This window comes from Rickettsiella endosymbiont of Aleochara curtula, from assembly GCF_964030935.1.
Taxonomy (GTDB): domain Bacteria; phylum Pseudomonadota; class Gammaproteobacteria; order Diplorickettsiales; family Diplorickettsiaceae; genus Aquirickettsiella.
In genome coordinates this window covers 750070-768400 of sequence record NZ_OZ034990.1, presented here as the reverse complement: position 1 = coordinate 768400, position 18331 = coordinate 750070, and the positions used below count along the sequence as shown (strand labels likewise).

Genomic DNA, 18331 nt, shown 5'->3' with positions numbered 1-18331 from the left:
CTATCACTGGGTTATGCAAGGGGTTTTTCAAGAAACCGATTTAAATGATACATCTTTTACAGATTTAAAGCTGCTATAGCGAAGGTTTAGTCTTCAAGAGCGAGCGCTAGTTTTAAACCACATTAATTTACTAAGAGCCGATTGTACATTACCGCTTAATTTCTCTGCCACTGATTTTTTAGTCAGATATTGGCATTCATAGATTTCTGCTTTATCACTACCTGCCAACAAACTTAAATAATCATCGCTGGTGATGAGTTCATCCACTAGATTGAGTGCTAAAGCATCTTTTGCCAGCCAATGCGCCCCAGTAGCAACCTCAGCCATATCGACTTGTTTACGATTAGTTTGGATAAAGGCTTTAAAAAGATGATGAATTTCTTCCAGATCTTGCAGGGTTTTTTCACGTGCTTTGGGTGTGTTCTCTCCAAAAATGGTGAGGGTACGTTTATATTCTCCTGCGGTTAACAATTCAAAATCAATATCTCTTTTTTTTAAAAAACGATGAAAGTTAGGAAGTTGTGCCACGACTCCGATAGAACCAATAATCGCAAACGGTGCCGCTAAGATTTTATCACCGACGCAGGCCATTAAATATCCACCACTTGCGGCTATTTTATCTATGGTAACTGTCAAAGGGATGCGTTTATCTTTTAAACGTTGTAACTGCGAAGCGGCTAAGCCATAAGGAGCAACCATCCCCCCGCCACTTTCTAAGCGTAAGACCACTTCATCTTGAGGCGTAGCCACTTGTATCAGTGCGGTGATTTCTTCGCGTAGATTATTAACGGCTGTAGCTTTGATGTCACCTTGAAAATTTAAAACAAATACCCGTTTTTTTACTAACTTAGCAGTCTTTTTCAATTTAGTTTTTTGTTCTTTAGCATATTTTCTGAGTTGTTTTTTATTAAGAATTTCCGAGTTTAAGGTTTCAGCAAATTCTTGATATTTTTTATTAAGTTTTTTAACGCAAAGTTTATTCTTGTTTTGTTCTTTTGCTTTGCGAGCAATAGAAAAAACGCCGGCGGTAACTATCAAAATAGCGACTACCAAGGTAAAGAGCTTCGCTAGAAATACAACATATTGGAGAAGAAATGACATGGCATTTGGCCTTTTAAGTAGTCTGGAAAAGGAATAATATAACTTACGCTTCGTTGTGTATACAATAGAACTACACTACCCCAAATAGACAGATATAAAAACAGAAACATCGAACAAAAATGCGTCTGAAAATCGATATTTATCAAGGATTGAATAGTGTTAACCGTGGAGAGACTTGGCTATGCACGTAATGACAGAGTTCTGTTTAAACAACTTACATTTCAACTTTTTCCAGGACAGATATTGCATATAGTCGGTGCTAATGGTTCAGGTAAAACCACGCTATTGCAGATATTAACTGGATTACGTATTCCTTTAACAGGAAATATTCTGTGGCATGGAATCTCAATTGAGAAAAATAGAGTAAATTTTACTGAAAATTTACTCTATGTTAACCATCGTTTAGGTATGAAAGCAGCTCTGACGCCAATTGAAAATCTGTATTTATGTTTGGCTAGACGTAATTTAATCCATAAGCAATCTAAACAAAGAGCACTGCATGATATTCAACAAGTGTTAGAACAATTAGATCTAAAAAATTGTTCAGGAACGTTATTAACGCAGCTTTCAGTGGGTCAACAACGGCGTTTGAATTTAGCGAAATTGTTATTGATCAAAGCGGACTGTTGGATCTTGGATGAACCTTTTACTTCTCTAGATAAAGCAGGAATTGCATTTCTATCCTGTTTGATGGAAAAACAAAGCGCTAGAGGCGGAACCATAGTTTTTACTAGTCATCAAGTGGCTTATACATCATCTGCAGAAATAAAAACAATTTTTTTAGACGCTAACCATGTTAAATGATAATTTTTTTTTAAAACTAGGAACCAACTTACGTTGCGAGTTATTAGCTATTTTTCGTAATTATCAAGAATTGATTTACCCATTATTATTTTTGATTTTAGCCATTATTTTATTCCCTTTAAGTATAAGTGCCGATCCTGTTTTATTAGAAAAAATATCCCCTGGAATTTTTTGGGTGGTAGAATTATTTTTAGTATTATTAATGCTCGATCAACTGTTTCGAAATGATTGGAGAGAGGGTGATTTGGAGCAGCTTATTTTACTGCCGAATGAACTTGCTTTAGTATTATTTATTAAATTAATCGTTTTTTGTTTAGTGATTAGTGTGTCTTTGTTTCTTGTGACGCCGATTTTGAGTTTAAGCTTGTTTATTCCGGTCGTGGCGCTAAAGACCTTATATCTCAGTATCTTACTCGGCACTCCAACGTTAATATTTCTGGGCGGCATTGCTCGCGCCTTAACCTTGGGTCTACGTCATAGTGGCTTATTAATAGTATTGATAATAATTCCCTTTTATATTCCGGTATTAATTTTTGCCAGCAGTGCAGTTACGCTGGCGAGCATGGGATTGTCTGCCAATGGAGCTTTAGCTTGGTTAGGTGTGTTAATGGTCCTGAGTATGAGTTTATCGCCGTTGGTTATAAGTAAAATATTGCGTTTAGGTATCGCTTTTGCTTAATACTCTTCGCACTAGAATTTTTGCCTGTGTTGCCGCTCAATTCGCAATCCTCATGTATCTTAAATACACTCCGGTTGCATCATTCTTGCGGCGCCTTGTCAAAAAATCCAATTGCTGTGAGTATACTCTTCGTACTAGAATTTTTAAGGGAATAATAAAATGAATCGTGTAAGAAAAAGAAATAAAATCTACCGATATATCGCAGTACATCACTTTTATACATTGTCCAACTATTTAGTTCCCATCTTTGCTTTATCTTTATTAGTATTTGGTATTTATGGAGCGATAGGGGGTTTATATTTAGCCCCTGCGGATTATCAACAAGGAGATGCTTTCCGCATTATTTATGTTCATGTGCCTAGCGCGTTTTTATCGTTGTTTATTTATTTTATTATGGCATTTTTCTCTGTCATCGGTTTAATTTTTCGTATCAAATTAGCAGAGTTGATTGTTTCCGGTAGTGTTTTTTTAGGTTCATGGTTTACTTTCTTAGCGTTGTTAACAGGAAGTGTTTGGGCTAAACCAATGTGGGGAGCTTGGTGGGTTTGGGATGCGCGTTTAACTTCGGAACTCGTCTTATTATTTTTATATTTAGGTGTTATTGCTTTACGTTCCGCCATTCCTGAGCGCCATATTGCAGCGCAAGCGACAGCGATATTGCTGATGTTAGGTTTAGCCAATATTCCCATTATTCATTATTCAGTCTATTGGTGGAATACGTTGCATCAAGGCGCCACACTACATTTTTTAAGTCCTTCATTAATCGAGCCTTCTATGCTTTATCCTTTATTATCGATGCTAGTAGCCTTTATAAGCTTTTATTTTGTTGTTTTATTATTACATATCCGCTGCGAAATTTTACAGCAATATATTAAACTCAAACAAGTTAATGACATGTAATGGGTCCAGGTGAAAATGTTGAACTAATGGCAGGGCTAGGTCGATTAAAATCATCTCTAAAATTACTGTTTCCATAGCGCCAAAAAGTCGATGCGCAAGCGGCAGATTGTAGTTGTATTTTAGCGATCTGATTACATTCTAGCAGTCGTGTTAAATAATGACTAATGATCATTTGTAGTAATAATTGAGCAAGAAAAATATTTTCTTGGTTCGGTGCGCTGCAACCCTTAGCGAGACTTGGTTGATTTGTCTCAGTAAAGTTCGGCATGTATTCTCGATGGGGAAGTTTAACTGACGCAAGCATTTTATTTAAGCAGCCTTCGAAGTTGGCTTTTAATAGTGGACATTTTAATTCTTTAACATACTCAACTAAACAAGTAGACCAAAAATCGGTTAAATCGGGAATTTCAGTATCAATTTTGGCTTGTTTTTTAAACAAAGACCAAAATATTAAAAATTGTTCATCTAAAAAATAGTCAATTTTTTCTTGGTGCGCGAAATCTGGCTCAAGGGTTTTTGTCAGTATAATGCTGAGTAATTTAATGAAATTCAGATCAGTTATCCAATGATTGAGCTTGTTTTTGGCACTTTTAATTTTTCTCATATCACTTATTTCGCTTATTCCATGTCGAGTGACGGCACCGATAGCGTGAAATATGGCAGAAGAAACCAGCCCAGCGGAATAGGTCAATATAGAGATCACCTTAGTCACGATATCTGGGTTTAAAGCAATATTTTTTCCGTGATCGGCATCGATGATTTTTAAAATATCAATTTTTGCGGATAGCCTATTGTAAAAATGCAAATAGGCATGTTCATTAACTTTATTATTTTGTATATAATGTTGATAGAGTTTATGGACGGCGTTTTCTGCATGATATTGAGGGAGAAAAGCCAACAAGCTTTCCTTTAATTGATATTCGACTAAAGGTTTATGCTCGTTAAAAAATAAATTTTTATTGATTCCTAAACTATTGTTGCTAAGTTGTTGACGGCGCTTTTTTGTTACCTTTTGCCATAAGCTTTTTTTTGTTTTTTTAATTAAATTAAAAGGCAATCTTTTTTTAAAAAGAGTAGGTTCTTTTTCTTTATTTGAGAATATAATTTTATTATTTATGAAGTGCATTCTCATACTACCTTATTATTATTTTTTACCATATTAACACCAAATTAAATTTTTTAAAAAATATTTTTTCTTGCGATAATTTCATTTACTAAAGGTTACTATTGACCGGATTTTAATCCGCTCTCAGTTGCTAAAGGGGGTAGGACTTCATTAAGTTTAAGAGTAAACTATGACCCTTTGATTTTGCGCTAATTATTATTATGAAATTGCTAAATTTTGAAGTCGGTATTGATCAACCTTTATTTGTTATGGCAGGGCCTTGCGTGGTGGAAAGCGAACAGTTAGCGATGGAAACCGCTGGACGCTTAAAAGAAATAACCAATAAATTGAATATCCCCTTTATTTATAAATCCTCCTTTGATAAAGCAAATCGCTCTTCAGCTAACAGTTTTCGTGGTTTGGGTTTAGAGGCAGGCTTAGCTATTTTAGCCAAAGTAAAAAAGGAATTAGGTGTTGCCATAGTCACCGATGTTCATGAAGACACACCCTTAAATGAAGTGGCGAGCGTAGTCGATATTTTGCAAACGCCCGCATTTTTATGCCGACAAACTAATTTTATCCAAAAAGTCGCGCAGCAAGGTTTACCGGTTAATATTAAAAAAGGTCAGTTTCTTTCTCCATGGGATATGCAATACGTCGTCGAGAAAGCCCGTCAAGTAGGGAATAAACAAATTATGGTTTGTGAGCGTGGAGTGACTTTCGGATACAATAATCTTGTTTCCGATATGCGTTCATTGGCCATTATGCGCGCAACGCAATGTCCAGTGGTATTTGATGCGACACACTCTGTACAATTGCCCGGCGGTCAAGGTGGATCATCAGGAGGCCAACGCGAATTTATACCAGTATTAGCACGTGCGGCAGTGGCGGTTGGCATATCTGGACTTTTTATGGAGACCCATCCCAACCCAGAGCAAGCATTGAGCGATGGACCCAATTCATGGCCATTGGCAAAAATAGCTGAACTGTTAACTACCTTGAAAGAGCTAGATGCCATCGTAAAAAAAACCAATTTAATAGAAACAACGCTATAGGTAGAAGTATGTCAAAAATTGCTGAGATTAAAGCGTATGAAATTTTAGATTCGCGGGCTAATCCTACTATTGCCGTCGAAGTCATCTTGGATTCAGGATTAAAAGCAGACGCTAGTGTACCTTCGGGTGCATCGACAGGCTCAAAAGAAGCTCTAGAATTAAGAGATACTAATCGATCGGATCGTTACCAAGGTAAAGGTGTTTTATTAGCGATCCAAAATATTTTAGGACCGATTCGGAAAAATTTAATTGGAAGGGAAGTGACTGATCAAAAAACATTAGATCATTTAATGAAAGAACTTGATGGAACTGATAATAAAGAAAAATTAGGCGCGAATGCTATTTTGGGTGTTTCATTAGGTTTACTGAAAGCCGCTGCTTTAGCCCAAGGACAAGAACTGTATGTGCACATTGCTGAGCTGATGGGTCAACACGATAAGAAATACCTAATGCCAGTTCCGCAGATGAATATTATTAATGGGGGCGTCCATGCCGATAATCCCTTAGCGATACAAGAATTTATGATCTTACCGCTAGGCGCACCGACTTTCAGTGAAGCTTTACGCTGGGGTGTAGAGACTTTTCATTGTTTAAAATCCTATTTAAAAAAACAAGGTTTCAATACCAATGTGGGCGATGAAGGAGGTTTCGCACCTGATTTTCAGACGCACCATGCAGCGATAGAAAGTATTTTAGAGGCTATTCAACAAGCGGGATATAAGCCAGGGAAGGATATCTATTTAGGATTGGATGCCGCCAGTAATGAATTTTATGATCAAGGGAAATATTGTTTAGAAAATAAGGAATTAGATGCCGAACAGTGGATTACCTATTTAGAGCATTTAGTGCAACAATATCCTATTATTAGCTTAGAAGATGGTATGGCCGAATCCGATGAACGAGGTTGGATGCAACTCACGCAACGACTGGGTAAAAAAATTCAACTGGTCGGAGATGATTTATTTGTAACTAATCCGGCTTTATTTCAGCAGGGAATAGATAAAAAATTAGCCAATGCTATTCTGATTAAGTTGAATCAGATTGGCACAGTCAGCGAAACCTTAGAGGTGATTAGCTTAGCGAAACAAGCGCATTACGCTGCAGTTATTTCACATCGTTCGGGCGAAACAGAAGATACTACAATAGCCGATTTAGCCGTCGGCACGGGTGTAGGACAGATAAAAACCGGTTCGGCGTGTCGGACCGATCGAACCGCTAAATACAATCGCTTATTACGTATTGAAGCAGAGCTTGCAAAGAAGGATCAGGTGAATTATGCCGGTAAAAATGCTTTTTCACGTTTTTTAAATGCTTAAATCAATGAAATCTCTCATAGCTATTTTGACCGTACTTTTTTTAAGTTTGCAATACAAACTATGGTTTGTACAAGATGGCGTATGGCGAGTACATCAACTTAAGAAACAGATTGCTCAGCAAATGAAAGAAAATGCACAAATGGGCCAACGCAATACGGCGATGGTGGCAGAAATCAAGGATCTTAAGTCAGGTAAAGTCGCATTAGAAGCGCACGCACGTCGCGATCTGAATATGGTAAAACCTAACGAGCTATTTTATATGCTAGTGGAAAAGCCAGAACAGAAACACTCAGTAAACACCCATTAAAATTTAACCGGTTTCCAGATTCGGATAATCGGTGCTAGGGATAATACTTTGATATTGCGTAAAGGCGGAAATTCTAAGGAAGCATCCGAATTAACAACATACAGATCGTAACTATTAGCAACATGACCAATTTTTACGCGTCTAATCAATAATTCTCTTCCTTCAACTTCAACGATACAGTCTGCACCATGAGCCAGCTCCATATTTTTATCCGTTAATTTTTTTCCAGCGACGAGATCACCAGGGCTATAAAGTGGATGCATACTCTCATTATCAATTAGATAGATCAGATGCTCAGGATAATTTTTTCTAAAAAGTGCTAATTCCTCTTTAATTTCAGTATTTTCCGTCGGGTAATCAAATTTCTTTTCACTAATAGAGGTTCTGGTTAATGAAGCAAGATTTTTATAATTTAATTTGGAAAGTTTACTTGAATCAGTTACCTTCGGCGGTTCGCCATAACCTGTCATTAACCAGATCACCGAACACTCGATGCCTTCTTCACGCATAGACTTGCAGACTTTTTGTGCCCCACGTTCAGTGACACTACTATATCCTTGTTCCCAATAGTTAACAGTGGTTAAGCCAAGATTACAATGTTGAGCAAATTCTTTCATCGAAAGATGCGACATTTTACGCAAAAATCTTAATCGATTGGCACGTTCTTGAATATCCATTGACACTATAGTGTTTTTTTCTTTTTTGGACTTAGGATGCTTTTTCATTATCTTCCTTTACTAAATTTGACATAAAATATCTATTAAGATAATATTTAGTCTTAATAAAAGACTAAATAACTTGAGCGTTACATTTTTTATTGTAGGTACTTTGTCTATGTAGATTCTTTGCATTTAATAATTTAAAAATAGGGTTAAAAAATTAACTAAAAATAGTTTAGTTCACCGGTTAACATTACTTATCTAAAATAAATAAATTTTCCGGCTTAACTGAAATAGTGCTAAAAAATTTTTAATAATAGCTATAAAAATACCCTGGAGTTTAAATAACAGGTTAGTAGTTGATGTTTACTTTAAATTTAAGCTGAGTTTTCATGACATTTAAAACTATGCTCAAAGCAATTAAATTTTTGGCAAGGCGCCGCGAAAAGGAGCAACCTTTGTCCCTATAATATACATGAGGATTGCGCGTTGAGCGACAATACAGCCAAAAATTCAAGTGCGAAGAGTATATCTATCATTATTTTATAGACACAACTCAAGCCTACAATAAAGGAAACATCTCGTTAAGTTTATCCATTATAACGAATATCCTCGATAGAGTGGATAGTAAGAGTTGTTTTTATTTAAAATAAGCTATGTGGATTAGACCATAGTGATTTAGCTATGCTGATTTTACTTTGTTACTGGCTAAAAAGGATTAATACCTAGAGTCTACTTTAAGTTCCTGGATTACGGCGCGCAACACGCTCGCAATCCGTAGACTATCGCGATCTAGTTTTATAACGATCAAGTGATGGGAAATAAAACGATTGCTAATTTATGGAGAAGAATAATGTCAATTTTAAAATTACGAGCTAACCTCGTTGGAAAAATTAAAGATTTTGGAAATTGCTTTCACCCCATGTTGAAAAAATCTTTAGAAGAATTAAGCTTACCTACAAAAAAAATGACTGACTCTTTGGCGCGAATTTTATGTATAGACGATAACAAAATTTGTCAAACAATCAATATCAATCAACTTCAAAAATTTGGTTGCCGGGTGGATTGTGTTAATTCTGCACGCAGTGCTCTAGAGAAACTGACCTTAGCTTACCAAGTTATTTTCTTAGATGTCCATTTGCCGGATTGCAGCATTGACGTATTGATTAATTTAATCCGTAGTGATGAGGGTAATGTTAATCAAAAGGTACCCATCATATTAACCAGTAGTTGGCTTAACGAAGCTTTCAAGAAAAATTATCTCGCTTTAGATGTCGATGATGTGTATGTAAAGCCCATGCAAGAAAAGGATTTTAAAAAAATTTTACAAAACTATGGTGTTATAAAATTTTAAATGACAACAAACAGCTTAAGGTGATTAGATTTTTTTCAAGCAGGCATTAACTGGCCATCTTCCATATGTAAAATTCGATCTAATCGACTTGCGAGACCTTGATCATGCGTGACGATAATTAAGCTGGTATTAAATTCTTCATTGAGTTCGAGTAAAGTTTGATAAACCTGCTCGGCCGTGTGGCTATCGAGATTACCCGTGGGCTCATCCGCTAAGATACAAAGTGGATTGTTAACTAACGCTCTGACGATGGCAGTGCGTTGACGTTCTCCACCGGATAATTCACCGAGCTTATGGTGTTGCCGATGTATCAGACCGACTTTTTTTAATAAAGTAAGTGCTTTCTTTTGGGCTAAGGAGGGCTTAACACCTGATAATAATAAAGGAATACACGTATTTTCTAATACACTAAATTCAGGTAATAGATGGTGAAATTGATAAATAAAACCAAGATAACGATTACGCAGCTGACTACGCTGGTTCTCGGTCAATTCCGCTAAATTTTGTCCTGCCAGAAAAACTTCGCCAGAACTAGGGCGATCCAATCCACCTAATAAATGTAGTAAGGTACTTTTTCCTGCGCCTGAAGGACCAACGATAGCAATACGTTCGCGAGCTTGCACAGAAAAATTGATAGGTTTGAGTACTTCTACATACAGTGAACCATCGTGAAAGGTTTTACTTAAACGCGTACAACTCAGTACAGCAGCATCCTGTTTAGATGATCTATTCATAACGTAAAGCCTCCGCAGGAAGTGTACGCGCGGCTTTTAATGCTGGATAAATGGTGGCTAATAAGCTCATACCCAAAGCAGCTAAACAGATATGGATAACGTCAGCGGTTTCAATTTTGGAAGGTAACTTATCTACGAAAAAGTAAACATTAGAAGCAAAAATTTGCACATGAAAGGCATGTTCGATAAAGCTTAAGATGTTACTCACTTGAGAGGCCAATGCAATGCCACCGATTAAGCCCAATAAAGTACCGCTAAAACCAATCACGCAACCTTGAACCATAAAAATACTTAAAATCGTACCGGGAGTCGCGCCCAAAGTACGCAAAATCGCAATATCGGATTGTTTATCGGTGACCACCATCATTAACGATGAAACTAAATTAAATGCCGAGATGGCGATTAGTAATAATAAAATAAAAAACATCATTCTTTTTTCTAAAGAAATAGCATATATCAAACTACCGAAGGTACTGGTCCAATCAGTTACGGTATAAGAGGGTGGTAATGCTTTATTAAGTGCACTCGAAACACGCGGTGCGAGATATAAATCATTTAACTTTAAACGTAAGCCGCTTACGCCTTGACCCAATTGAAACAATGTTTGTGCATCTTTTAGGGCGACGTACGCCATGCCACTTTCAAATCCAAAACTTCGTCCAACACGAAAAATTCCGCTGACCGTAAAGGTTTTAAAGCGAGGAATAATTCCGACAGGGGTTAAGCTGACACTAGGTGTGATGACATTAACTTTGTCTCCGACTTGAATGCCCAAGCCTAAGGCTAATTCTTCACCCAACACAATATTATATTGACCGGGTTCTAAGTTGAAATTACCTTCCACAATTTTATGCGGTATTTCAGAGACATTTTTCTCCAAATTAGGCAGTACACCGGTGATCATAATCGGATGCGGTTGGCCTTGATCAATTAATAAACCTTGTCCCGCAGCATAGGGGGCGCTGGCAATAACGTCGGCCTGTTGCGATACTTTTTGTGTTAACGGAGCAATTTGCGTCAGTGGATGTCCATTCGTCGCAGTGATAGTGACTTGAGTTGCTATATTATAGATGCGATCACGTATCGCATCATCAAAACCATTCATCACCGATAATACTGTGATTAGCACCATCACACCGAGTGCGATACCTATCATCGAGGTCAACGAAATAAAGGAAATGAAATGATTACGCTTTTTTGCACGCGTATAACGCAAACCTATGTATAAAGCGATAGGACGGAACACACCAAGCACCCTCAATGTTGTTAGGCTAGGTAATATACCACTCACAATAAAGAATGCGAATGTTTAATGCGCGGAACGCCTGCTGATAAGGGTAGAAATAGACTTTTCTCGCTATATCTTTGTTGCGGCTTCGGTAGGCTCGCCCATGGCGACGATGGCATGAAATCCACCATCTACATGCACTACTTCGCCGGTAATACCGGAAGCCATATCGGAACAAAGGAACGCCGCGGTGTTTCCGACTTGTTCTATCGTAGTATTTTGGCGTAATGGCGTAACAGCCGCATTATACGCCAAGATTTTTCGAAAGCCCGAAATGCCCGAGGCAGCGAGTGTGCGTATGGGGCCCGCCGAGATAGCATTAATCCGGATGTGCTTAGGGCCTAAACTATTGGCCAGATAACGGACATTGGCCTCTAAACTCGCCTTAGCTAAGCCCATAATATTATAATTTTGCAAAGCCTTTTCTGCACCAAGATATGTGAGTGTTAGAATGGCTCCGCCGTTAGTTTGATCTTTCATCATGGGCAACGCCGCTTTCGCTAATGCCGCTAAACTGTAACTACTGATATCATGTGCAATTCTAAAACCTTCACGATTCACATTGTCGAGATAATCACCTTGTAATTGGTCGGCAGGTGCATAAGCAACCGAATGAACCAAGATATCCAATCCATCCCAAGTGACATTCAGTTGTTTAAAAAGTTCGGTAATTTCTTCATCGCGACTGACATCGCAAGGAATGACGATATCTGAATTAAAATCCCGATTAGCCATTTTAGTGACACGTTCTTTTAATTTTTCACCTTGATAGGCAAAGGCTAGTTTGGCTCCTTCGCGGTGCATGGCTTCAGCAATTCCGTAAGCAATCGATCGATCACTCGCTAAACCAACAATTAATGCACGTTTATTATCTAGCAGACCCATGGTTTTCCTCTTTGCTTTTGTTACTAAAATTATTTAATAATTCTCGGATTTTTGCTTTGATGAGTTCGATCGCAATCCGGTTTTCGCCGCCACGTGGAACAATGATATCAGCATAATGTTTCGAAGGCTCTATGAATTGGGAATACATCGGACGAACGGTTTGTTGGTATTGTGTTAACACGGCTCCGATTTCTCTACCACGCTCTATGACATCGCGTTTGATGCGACGAGTTAAACAAACATCTAACGGAGTATCCATATAGATACGGATATCCATCAATTCCCTTAAGCTAATTTCCGCAAACAGCAAGATACCTTCTAAGACAATGATCGTATGTGGACCTAAGCGTCGGGTTTGCTGTTCACGTATGTGTAACGTGTGATTATAAATCGGAATTTCTACGGATTTACCAGCCTGTAATTGCTTAAGATGACTGATGAGCAGGTGATGATCAAACGCATCCGGGTGATCATAATTGGTTTCTAAACGATTCTCAAAGGGGATGTTACTGTTATCCTTATAATAAGAGTCTTCAGAAATGACAGCGACTTGCTCGGAGCCTAGCTCTTTTACGATGGTATTGGCCAATAAACTCTTGCCCGAAGCAGAGGCCCCGGCGATACCGATGATGATACAGCGCTGAGTCATACAAGCCTTAGTATGGAATAAATGCCCGTAAGTTAGCAGTTTTTTATAAAAAGGTAAATGGCATAACAAATATTGATGGATTAATATTATATTTATTTAATAATTTTATTATGTTAAACAACTATTATATGTGAAAATATAATTATAAAGAAAATCATAAAAAAAGGATAATAAATGGACATAGAAACTATTAATGAAGATGCAGTAAACAGGGAAGATGACAGTCAACATATAAGTTATCTCCCCTCAAATTTTTCAGAAGAACCCGTCGTTTTTTCAATGCTAGCATTTAAGAAAATGTTAGGTATGTCCGCGCCATTGATGTTATCCCATTTAACAAATATGTTAGGTGGATTTGGGAATGTATATCTTTTTTCTAGATTAAGTGCTAAGTCGCTTGCTTCTGCTGGGCTCATTACTGCAACACAAAATCTTTTTGTCGCTTCTTTGGGTAGTAGTCTATATGGGGCGAGCGTATTGATGGTGGAAGAGCGAAATCAAAGGAACCCCGAGCCAAAAAATATAGGGGTATTGTGGCGACAAATTCAATTAATAACCTTGGCTTACGATATAGTCGCGGTACCCCTTTTCTTAACTATCGAACCTATTTTATCCGATTTAGGTCAGGATGATACGTTGCTTTCGCATGTCCAAAATTATTTTAAATATTATGGTATTGGATTTGTCGCTAATCTCTTAAGTTTAGGTAATCAACAAATATTGTTAAGTCATGAGAATACTTTGCCTATTTTATTAATTAATATAGTTAATAATCTTAGCAATTTTGGTTTAGGATATTTGCTAATTACCAAAAAAAATAATTGGAAAGAAAGTGCTGTGAGCATAGCTTATGGAATTTCGTCGTCCGTTAGCTTGTTACTGGGAAGTGTATATATTACTTTAAAATATCGGCAAAATAGATTATTATCGTTTAATCTAAGGCCCTGCTTAACTAATTTTCGTAAATTACTGCAAAAAGGTTTTCCGATAGGCTTGCAAAATGGTGCCGAAGTAATTGCTTTATGGGTTTCTATGTTGATGGCAGGTTATTTTGGTAATGCCAATTTGACAGCCGCTGAAATTGCTGGCCAGTATGTTTATATACTAACAGTTCCTGGTTTTGCCTTAGGGCAAGTCACGATGATCTTAAGTGCCCAACAATATTCAAGAATGAATTATTCCGAGTTGGTAAGAGTGGGTATAAGAGCCATGCTTTTATCACAAATATTACCAGCATGCGGTATGGTATTTTTTTTAACCGTCCCTAGACAGCTAACCCAGTTTTTTTTAACTAATAACGCTGATGCAGATGAGATTTTGCAAACGACATCGCGTTTATTAATTATTAATGGAGTTGGACAATTATTTGATGGTCTACGTCAAACTTTAACGGGGGCTTTAATTGGTCAAGGTGATAATGTTTATCCCATGATTACTAATATATCTTCGATGTGTTTTATCGGGATTTTATCGTCTTATCTAATTGGTTTTTTAGCCAACAAAGAGGTTGATGGAATCTTTGCAGGACGGAGTATTTGTATGTTTTTAGCGGCACTTATGTTGGGTATCCGTTGGTTTAGAACGACACAATTTTTTTTATCGACCCCTTTACAACAAGATGCATGGGCAGGTAGTAGAACAGCATTTTTGGATGATACTGAGGATTTAATGGATTCACAGCAATCTATTTCCGAAATAAATTCTATATCGGCTACATCGAGTGCTAATTTCTTTCCAAGAGTTCCTTTAGTTCGGTCTCATAGCTTTCCTGATTTTCAAGTTGAATCCATCGAAAGGAATGGTCCTTCTTTATGTCCCTATATTTGAGTGGCTGAAAAGGAATATAACTCAATATAAAGCAAAATGAAAAAACGGAATAGGTCATTGGATACATTTCTTAAGCAACAGTTTAATCTTGATGAAGATTATATCCATTTGTCTTTGTGTCTAATAGCGTCGCATCCAAATTGCGTTCAGGATATGATTGATTATTATCAATACCAACTTAATCGAAACCCAGCTTTATTTTACCGTAATAAAGATTCATTAAATGAAAAAGTTTTACAAGCTGCTGCAGATTATTTATTAAGCCATCCAGATAATATTGCATTAACAAATAATACAACAGAAGGTTTAGCCTTGGTTTATATGGGTTTTAAGTTAGATGCAGGCGATGAGATTTTAACCAGCATTCACGATCATTATGCTTCAGATAAAATTTTGTTTTTTAAAGCAAAACATTCAGGAGCGATAGTCAAAAAAATTGAATTGTATAGAAATCCAGCAGAGGTGACCGAGCAAGAAATTATTAAAAACCTAAAGAAAAATATTAATGCTAAAACAAGATTATTAGCACTAACCTGGGTGCATTCTTGCACGGGGGTTAAATTACCAATGAAAAAGATTCAAAATTTAATAGCGACTATTAATACATTTAGGATCAAACACGAAAGGATTATTTTAAGTATAGATGCAGTACATGGTTTGGGGGTAGAAGATTTTAATAATGTAACAGATATCGGATGCGATTTTTTGATTAGCGGTTGTCATAAATGGTTACATGGGCCAAGAGGCACGGGTTTGGTATGGGGTACAGAAGAAGCTTGGATGCGTTTAATTCCTATTAGTGCTTCGTTCGATCTACCCGCATTTCTTCCTTGGAGAAAAAAAGAATATGAAAATACATTTTGCCCCCCTGCCCGTAGCTGTAACCCAGGAGGGTTTCCAAATTTTGAATATCGCTGGGCATTAACAGAAGCGTTTAATTTTAATAATAGCATTGGAAAAACCATAATAAACCAAAAAATTTTGCTACTAGCGGATATATGCAAAGAAGGATTAAAAAAAATCCAGGGGATTCGTCTGTATACCCCGTTAGAAAAAAAAATTTCTTCAGGGTTAGTTTGTTTTGATGTAATTGGATGCAATCCTACAACAATTGTCGATGCTATGTTAGAAAAAAAAATTATGATAGGCCAAACACCCTATAGAAATTCTTGTTTACGTATTGCACCAAGTATTATTAATAAAAAAGAAGATATTTATAGGACGCTTGAAGCTTTAATAAATATAGTGGAAATTTTAACAACAGGGATGAAGGATGAAAAACATATTATGTATAACGGATACATTAAATGATTTTAAAGAAATAACTAAAGAGCATGCGACTTATTTTTTTCCGATTAAACAATTAAGACCTTCAGAGCATAATTTTTCATTGTTTGAATCTGCATTTAAAAAATTATCAAATCAACTTGATTTAAATCAAATTGATTTGATTCTTGCAGAATATATTGAGGCTCTACCCTTAATATATTTTATCCGTCGCGCGGGCTTTTATTGTCCATCCATACTTATTCCTCATACGAATGCTTACCCTTTAGATATTTTAATTTACTTTATTTTACTGAGGAGCTATCCACATTCAGAAGATATTATTTTATGTGGTTCAGAACATGCGGCGGTTGCTTATAAAAAAATAGTAGATATAAATGCAAAAAACATAGCAACATTTGGGATTAAAAAGGATTTTAAGCCTTTAAATAGAAGCTTATGTCGAGAAGAGCTGCAACTATCAAAAGAAAAAAAAATAATGCTTTATACGGGGCGGTTTATGAATGATAAGGGATTAGAAACCTTATTAGCTATTTATTCATCGTTGTTAAAACAAAAACAAAATGTCCAATTAATTATTAGCACGAGTCATATTGATCCTAATTATTATAATACATTAGCTCACTCTACGAAAGATGTAATCATTTTTTATAGACTAGAAAGAGATAAGCTAGTAAAGCTTTACAATGCGGCTGATATTTATATTTCTTGCGCACTAAGCATTTTTGAAACTTATGGAAAGTCACCTTTAGAATCAATAGCTTGTGGCACTCCCGTTGTAGTACCTGCGTGGGATGGTTTTCCTTATTATATTACTCCTGAGCGTGGATATTTGGTGAAGGTGAATTTTAATGACAAATCTTTTGTATCTCCTTATCAGTTTGCAACGATAGATCAACAGGATTGCATAGAAAAAATAATCACTGTTCTTGAAGAAATGCCACGCATTAAGTCCATTTTACCTAATTGGGCTTACTATGATTACTCAATACAACAGATTAAAGATCTGATTCATACTCTCTTGAGAAGTCCTAGTTCCAAAAAATTTTATAAAGAGCTTGAGACAAGTAAAAAGAAGCTTGACAAATCTTTATTTAGCTCAGGCGTCAATGCGATTTTTAAATTTTATGAAATAAAAAAAATAGAAGATTTAATTGTTAAAAGTAATGAAGGTGTTTTTGCCAATAAATGTCAACAGGGGCGCGAAGAAATTTTAAAGATATTACATCATGAGATTTTTAATTCAATGAAATCATGCCATGAAAAAATGGAAGAAATACAAGAAATCGAAGTTTAGGTTTGATTATAGATGTTAAAAAGTCATAATTGATATTTTCATATCATAAATTTATTGTTAACATATCTAAAGGAGTATTTATGTTAGAAAAAAGGTTACTAGTTACAGGAGCGGCAGGTTTTATTGGCAGGACCTTAGTTAAGCAATTGGCGGAATCAGGTTATTGGGTTGATGCATTAGATAGTTTTCGATTTTCAAATCGTAATCAAATTTACACACATAAAAATATTCAATGGGTAGAAGGAGATACGCGTAATTGGAAGTTGATTTCTGAACTATCTAAAGGAAAACAAGCCATCATTCATCTTGCAGCGCCATCTTCCTTTCTGATGCATGAAGAAAATGATTTAGAGGCCTGTGAATTTACGCTGATGGGATTTAAAACTGTTATGGAAGCCGCTAAAAAACATGCTATTAAGAAAGTCGTATGGGCTAGCACAAGCGCAGTTTATGAAGGAAACCAAGTTCCTTACCACGAAAGTATGCCGCTTAATCCACCCGATAGTAAAGCAGGGTGTAAATTGTTTTGTGAGCAAGAGGCACGACGTTACAGCGAGCGCTATGGAATCACCTGTATTGGCTTAAGACCCTTTTCAGTTTACGGTGTAGGCGAACATACTAAGGGAGGATATGCCAATATTGTTTCATTATTTACTTGGGCCATTATGCATGGAGAAGAGCCTGTTGTGTGGGGTGATGGTCGTCAAACGCGAGATTTTATTTTTGTTGAGGATGCGGCGACTTTTTTTCTGAAAGCTTTAGAGGCAAATATTTCTACTCAAGAGTTGAACGTTGGTTTTGGTAAAGAATATAGTTTTAATGATGTAATTCAACACATAGCACAAATATTGGGTAAAAAAGTCAAGCCACGTTATGTGCCGATCCCTATTAAAATTTATGCTCATAGATTATGGGCTGATATGCGTAAAACGGAATCGGTTTTGAATTTAAAGCCGCATATTGATTTGTCTCAGGGTATAAAGAAAATTATTGAAGCGACTGCAGCGTTAAATAATGATCTACTTCGCGACAAGCAACATTATTATTTAAGTTTAAACGAGCTTATTTAGAAGGGACTCAAAAT

At 36.5% G+C, this 18331-nt stretch carries 18 protein-coding genes; 11 read left to right on the top strand and 7 right to left on the bottom strand.

The genetic code is table 11. The annotated features are described in order from the left end of the window. Positions 1 to 93: 93 nt before the first annotated feature. The gene (sohB, locus tag AAHF87_RS03340) at positions 94 to 1101 is read right to left on the bottom strand and encodes a protease SohB (protein ID WP_342147015.1); all 1008 of its coding nucleotides are present in this window, start codon (positions 1099 to 1101) and stop codon (positions 94 to 96) included. Between the two features lie 156 nt (positions 1102 to 1257). On the opposite strand from sohB, the gene ccmA reads away from it, so the two are divergent. The 3 genes from ccmA (at position 1258) to AAHF87_RS03325 (ending at position 3484) form a co-directional block, all read left to right on the top strand. Beyond that, positions 1258 to 1905, top strand: coding sequence for a cytochrome c biogenesis heme-transporting ATPase CcmA (ccmA, locus tag AAHF87_RS03335; RefSeq protein ID WP_342147014.1), 648 nt, complete (start codon positions 1258 to 1260; stop codon positions 1903 to 1905). Then, on the top strand, positions 1895 to 2584 hold the full coding sequence (locus tag AAHF87_RS03330) for a heme exporter protein CcmB (RefSeq protein WP_342147012.1): 690 nt from the start codon (positions 1895 to 1897) through the stop codon (positions 2582 to 2584). The genes ccmA and AAHF87_RS03330 overlap by 11 nt, the downstream gene beginning before the upstream one ends. 159 nt (positions 2585 to 2743) lie before the next feature. Then, entirely contained in the window at positions 2744 to 3484 is a 741-nt protein-coding gene (locus AAHF87_RS03325) for a heme ABC transporter permease (protein ID WP_342147011.1), read from the top strand. On the opposite strand, the gene AAHF87_RS03320 is transcribed toward AAHF87_RS03325, so the two are convergent. Then, positions 3471 to 4610, bottom strand: a complete 1140-nt coding sequence (locus tag AAHF87_RS03320) for a hypothetical protein (RefSeq protein ID WP_342147009.1) — start codon at positions 4608 to 4610, stop codon at positions 3471 to 3473. The genes AAHF87_RS03325 and AAHF87_RS03320 overlap by 14 nt on opposite strands. A 200-nt stretch (positions 4611 to 4810) precedes the next feature. Here AAHF87_RS03320 and kdsA point away from each other — a divergent pair, with 200 nt between their 5' ends. From kdsA to ftsB, 3 genes are read left to right on the top strand one after another with little or no spacing between them, the layout of a single operon-like run. Continuing rightward, positions 4811 to 5644 carry a 3-deoxy-8-phosphooctulonate synthase gene (gene kdsA / locus AAHF87_RS03315; RefSeq protein ID WP_342147008.1) on the top strand — a complete coding sequence of 278 codons (834 nt, stop codon included), beginning with the start codon at positions 4811 to 4813 and terminating at the stop codon, positions 5642 to 5644. 8 nt (positions 5645 to 5652) lie between these two features. Then, the gene (eno, locus tag AAHF87_RS03310; protein WP_342147007.1) at positions 5653 to 6960 is read left to right on the top strand and encodes a phosphopyruvate hydratase; all 1308 of its coding nucleotides are present in this window, start codon (positions 5653 to 5655) and stop codon (positions 6958 to 6960) included. A 4-nt stretch (positions 6961 to 6964) separates the two neighbouring features. Further along, on the top strand, positions 6965 to 7267 hold the full coding sequence (gene ftsB / locus AAHF87_RS03305) for a cell division protein FtsB (protein WP_342147006.1): 303 nt from the start codon (positions 6965 to 6967) through the stop codon (positions 7265 to 7267). Here ftsB and AAHF87_RS03300 read toward each other — a convergent pair. Next, entirely contained in the window at positions 7264 to 7992 is a 729-nt protein-coding gene (locus AAHF87_RS03300; RefSeq protein WP_342147004.1) for a hypothetical protein, read from the bottom strand. The two genes, ftsB and AAHF87_RS03300, sit on opposite strands and share 4 nt — an antisense overlap. A 787-nt stretch (positions 7993 to 8779) precedes the next feature. Here AAHF87_RS03300 and AAHF87_RS03295 point away from each other — a divergent pair. Beyond that, the gene (locus AAHF87_RS03295; protein ID WP_342147003.1) at positions 8780 to 9280 is read left to right on the top strand and encodes a response regulator; all 501 of its coding nucleotides are present in this window, start codon (positions 8780 to 8782) and stop codon (positions 9278 to 9280) included. Between the two features lie 35 nt (positions 9281 to 9315). Here the strand turns inward: AAHF87_RS03295 and lolD are convergent, their stop codons facing one another. From lolD to udk, 4 genes are all read right to left on the bottom strand, one after another. Next, positions 9316 to 10014 carry a lipoprotein-releasing ABC transporter ATP-binding protein LolD gene (lolD, locus tag AAHF87_RS03290; protein ID WP_342147001.1) on the bottom strand — a complete coding sequence of 233 codons (699 nt, stop codon included), beginning with the start codon at positions 10012 to 10014 and terminating at the stop codon, positions 9316 to 9318. Further along, the gene (locus tag AAHF87_RS03285; RefSeq protein WP_342146999.1) at positions 10007 to 11260 is read right to left on the bottom strand and encodes a lipoprotein-releasing ABC transporter permease subunit; all 1254 of its coding nucleotides are present in this window, start codon (positions 11258 to 11260) and stop codon (positions 10007 to 10009) included. Before AAHF87_RS03285 ends, lolD begins: the two co-directional genes overlap by 8 nt. Positions 11261 to 11371: 111 nt before the next feature. After that, positions 11372 to 12187, bottom strand: coding sequence for an enoyl-ACP reductase (locus tag AAHF87_RS03280; protein WP_342146997.1), 816 nt, complete (start codon positions 12185 to 12187; stop codon positions 11372 to 11374). Further along, positions 12171 to 12836 (bottom strand): uridine kinase, encoded by a 666-nt coding sequence (gene udk / locus AAHF87_RS03275; RefSeq protein ID WP_342146996.1) that lies wholly within the window; start codon positions 12834 to 12836, stop codon positions 12171 to 12173. The genes AAHF87_RS03280 and udk overlap by 17 nt, the downstream gene beginning before the upstream one ends. Positions 12837 to 13010: 174 nt before the next feature. Between udk and AAHF87_RS03270 the strand changes: the two genes are divergently transcribed. From AAHF87_RS03270 to AAHF87_RS03255, 4 genes are all read left to right on the top strand, one after another. Next, a complete protein-coding gene (locus AAHF87_RS03270; protein WP_342146995.1) occupies positions 13011 to 14663 on the top strand; it encodes an MATE family efflux transporter in 1653 nt (550 codons plus the stop codon). Between the two features lie 36 nt (positions 14664 to 14699). Beyond that, complete coding sequence (locus AAHF87_RS03265) at positions 14700 to 15974, top strand: aminotransferase class V-fold PLP-dependent enzyme (RefSeq protein WP_342146994.1); 1275 nt, start codon at positions 14700 to 14702, stop codon at positions 15972 to 15974. Continuing rightward, complete coding sequence (locus AAHF87_RS03260) at positions 15937 to 17247, top strand: glycosyltransferase family 4 protein (RefSeq protein WP_342146993.1); 1311 nt, start codon at positions 15937 to 15939, stop codon at positions 17245 to 17247. The genes AAHF87_RS03265 and AAHF87_RS03260 overlap by 38 nt, the downstream gene beginning before the upstream one ends. Positions 17248 to 17327: 80 nt before the next feature. Beyond that, positions 17328 to 18317, top strand: a complete 990-nt coding sequence (locus AAHF87_RS03255; protein ID WP_342146991.1) for an NAD-dependent epimerase/dehydratase family protein — start codon at positions 17328 to 17330, stop codon at positions 18315 to 18317. Positions 18318 to 18331: the final 14 nt, after the last annotated feature.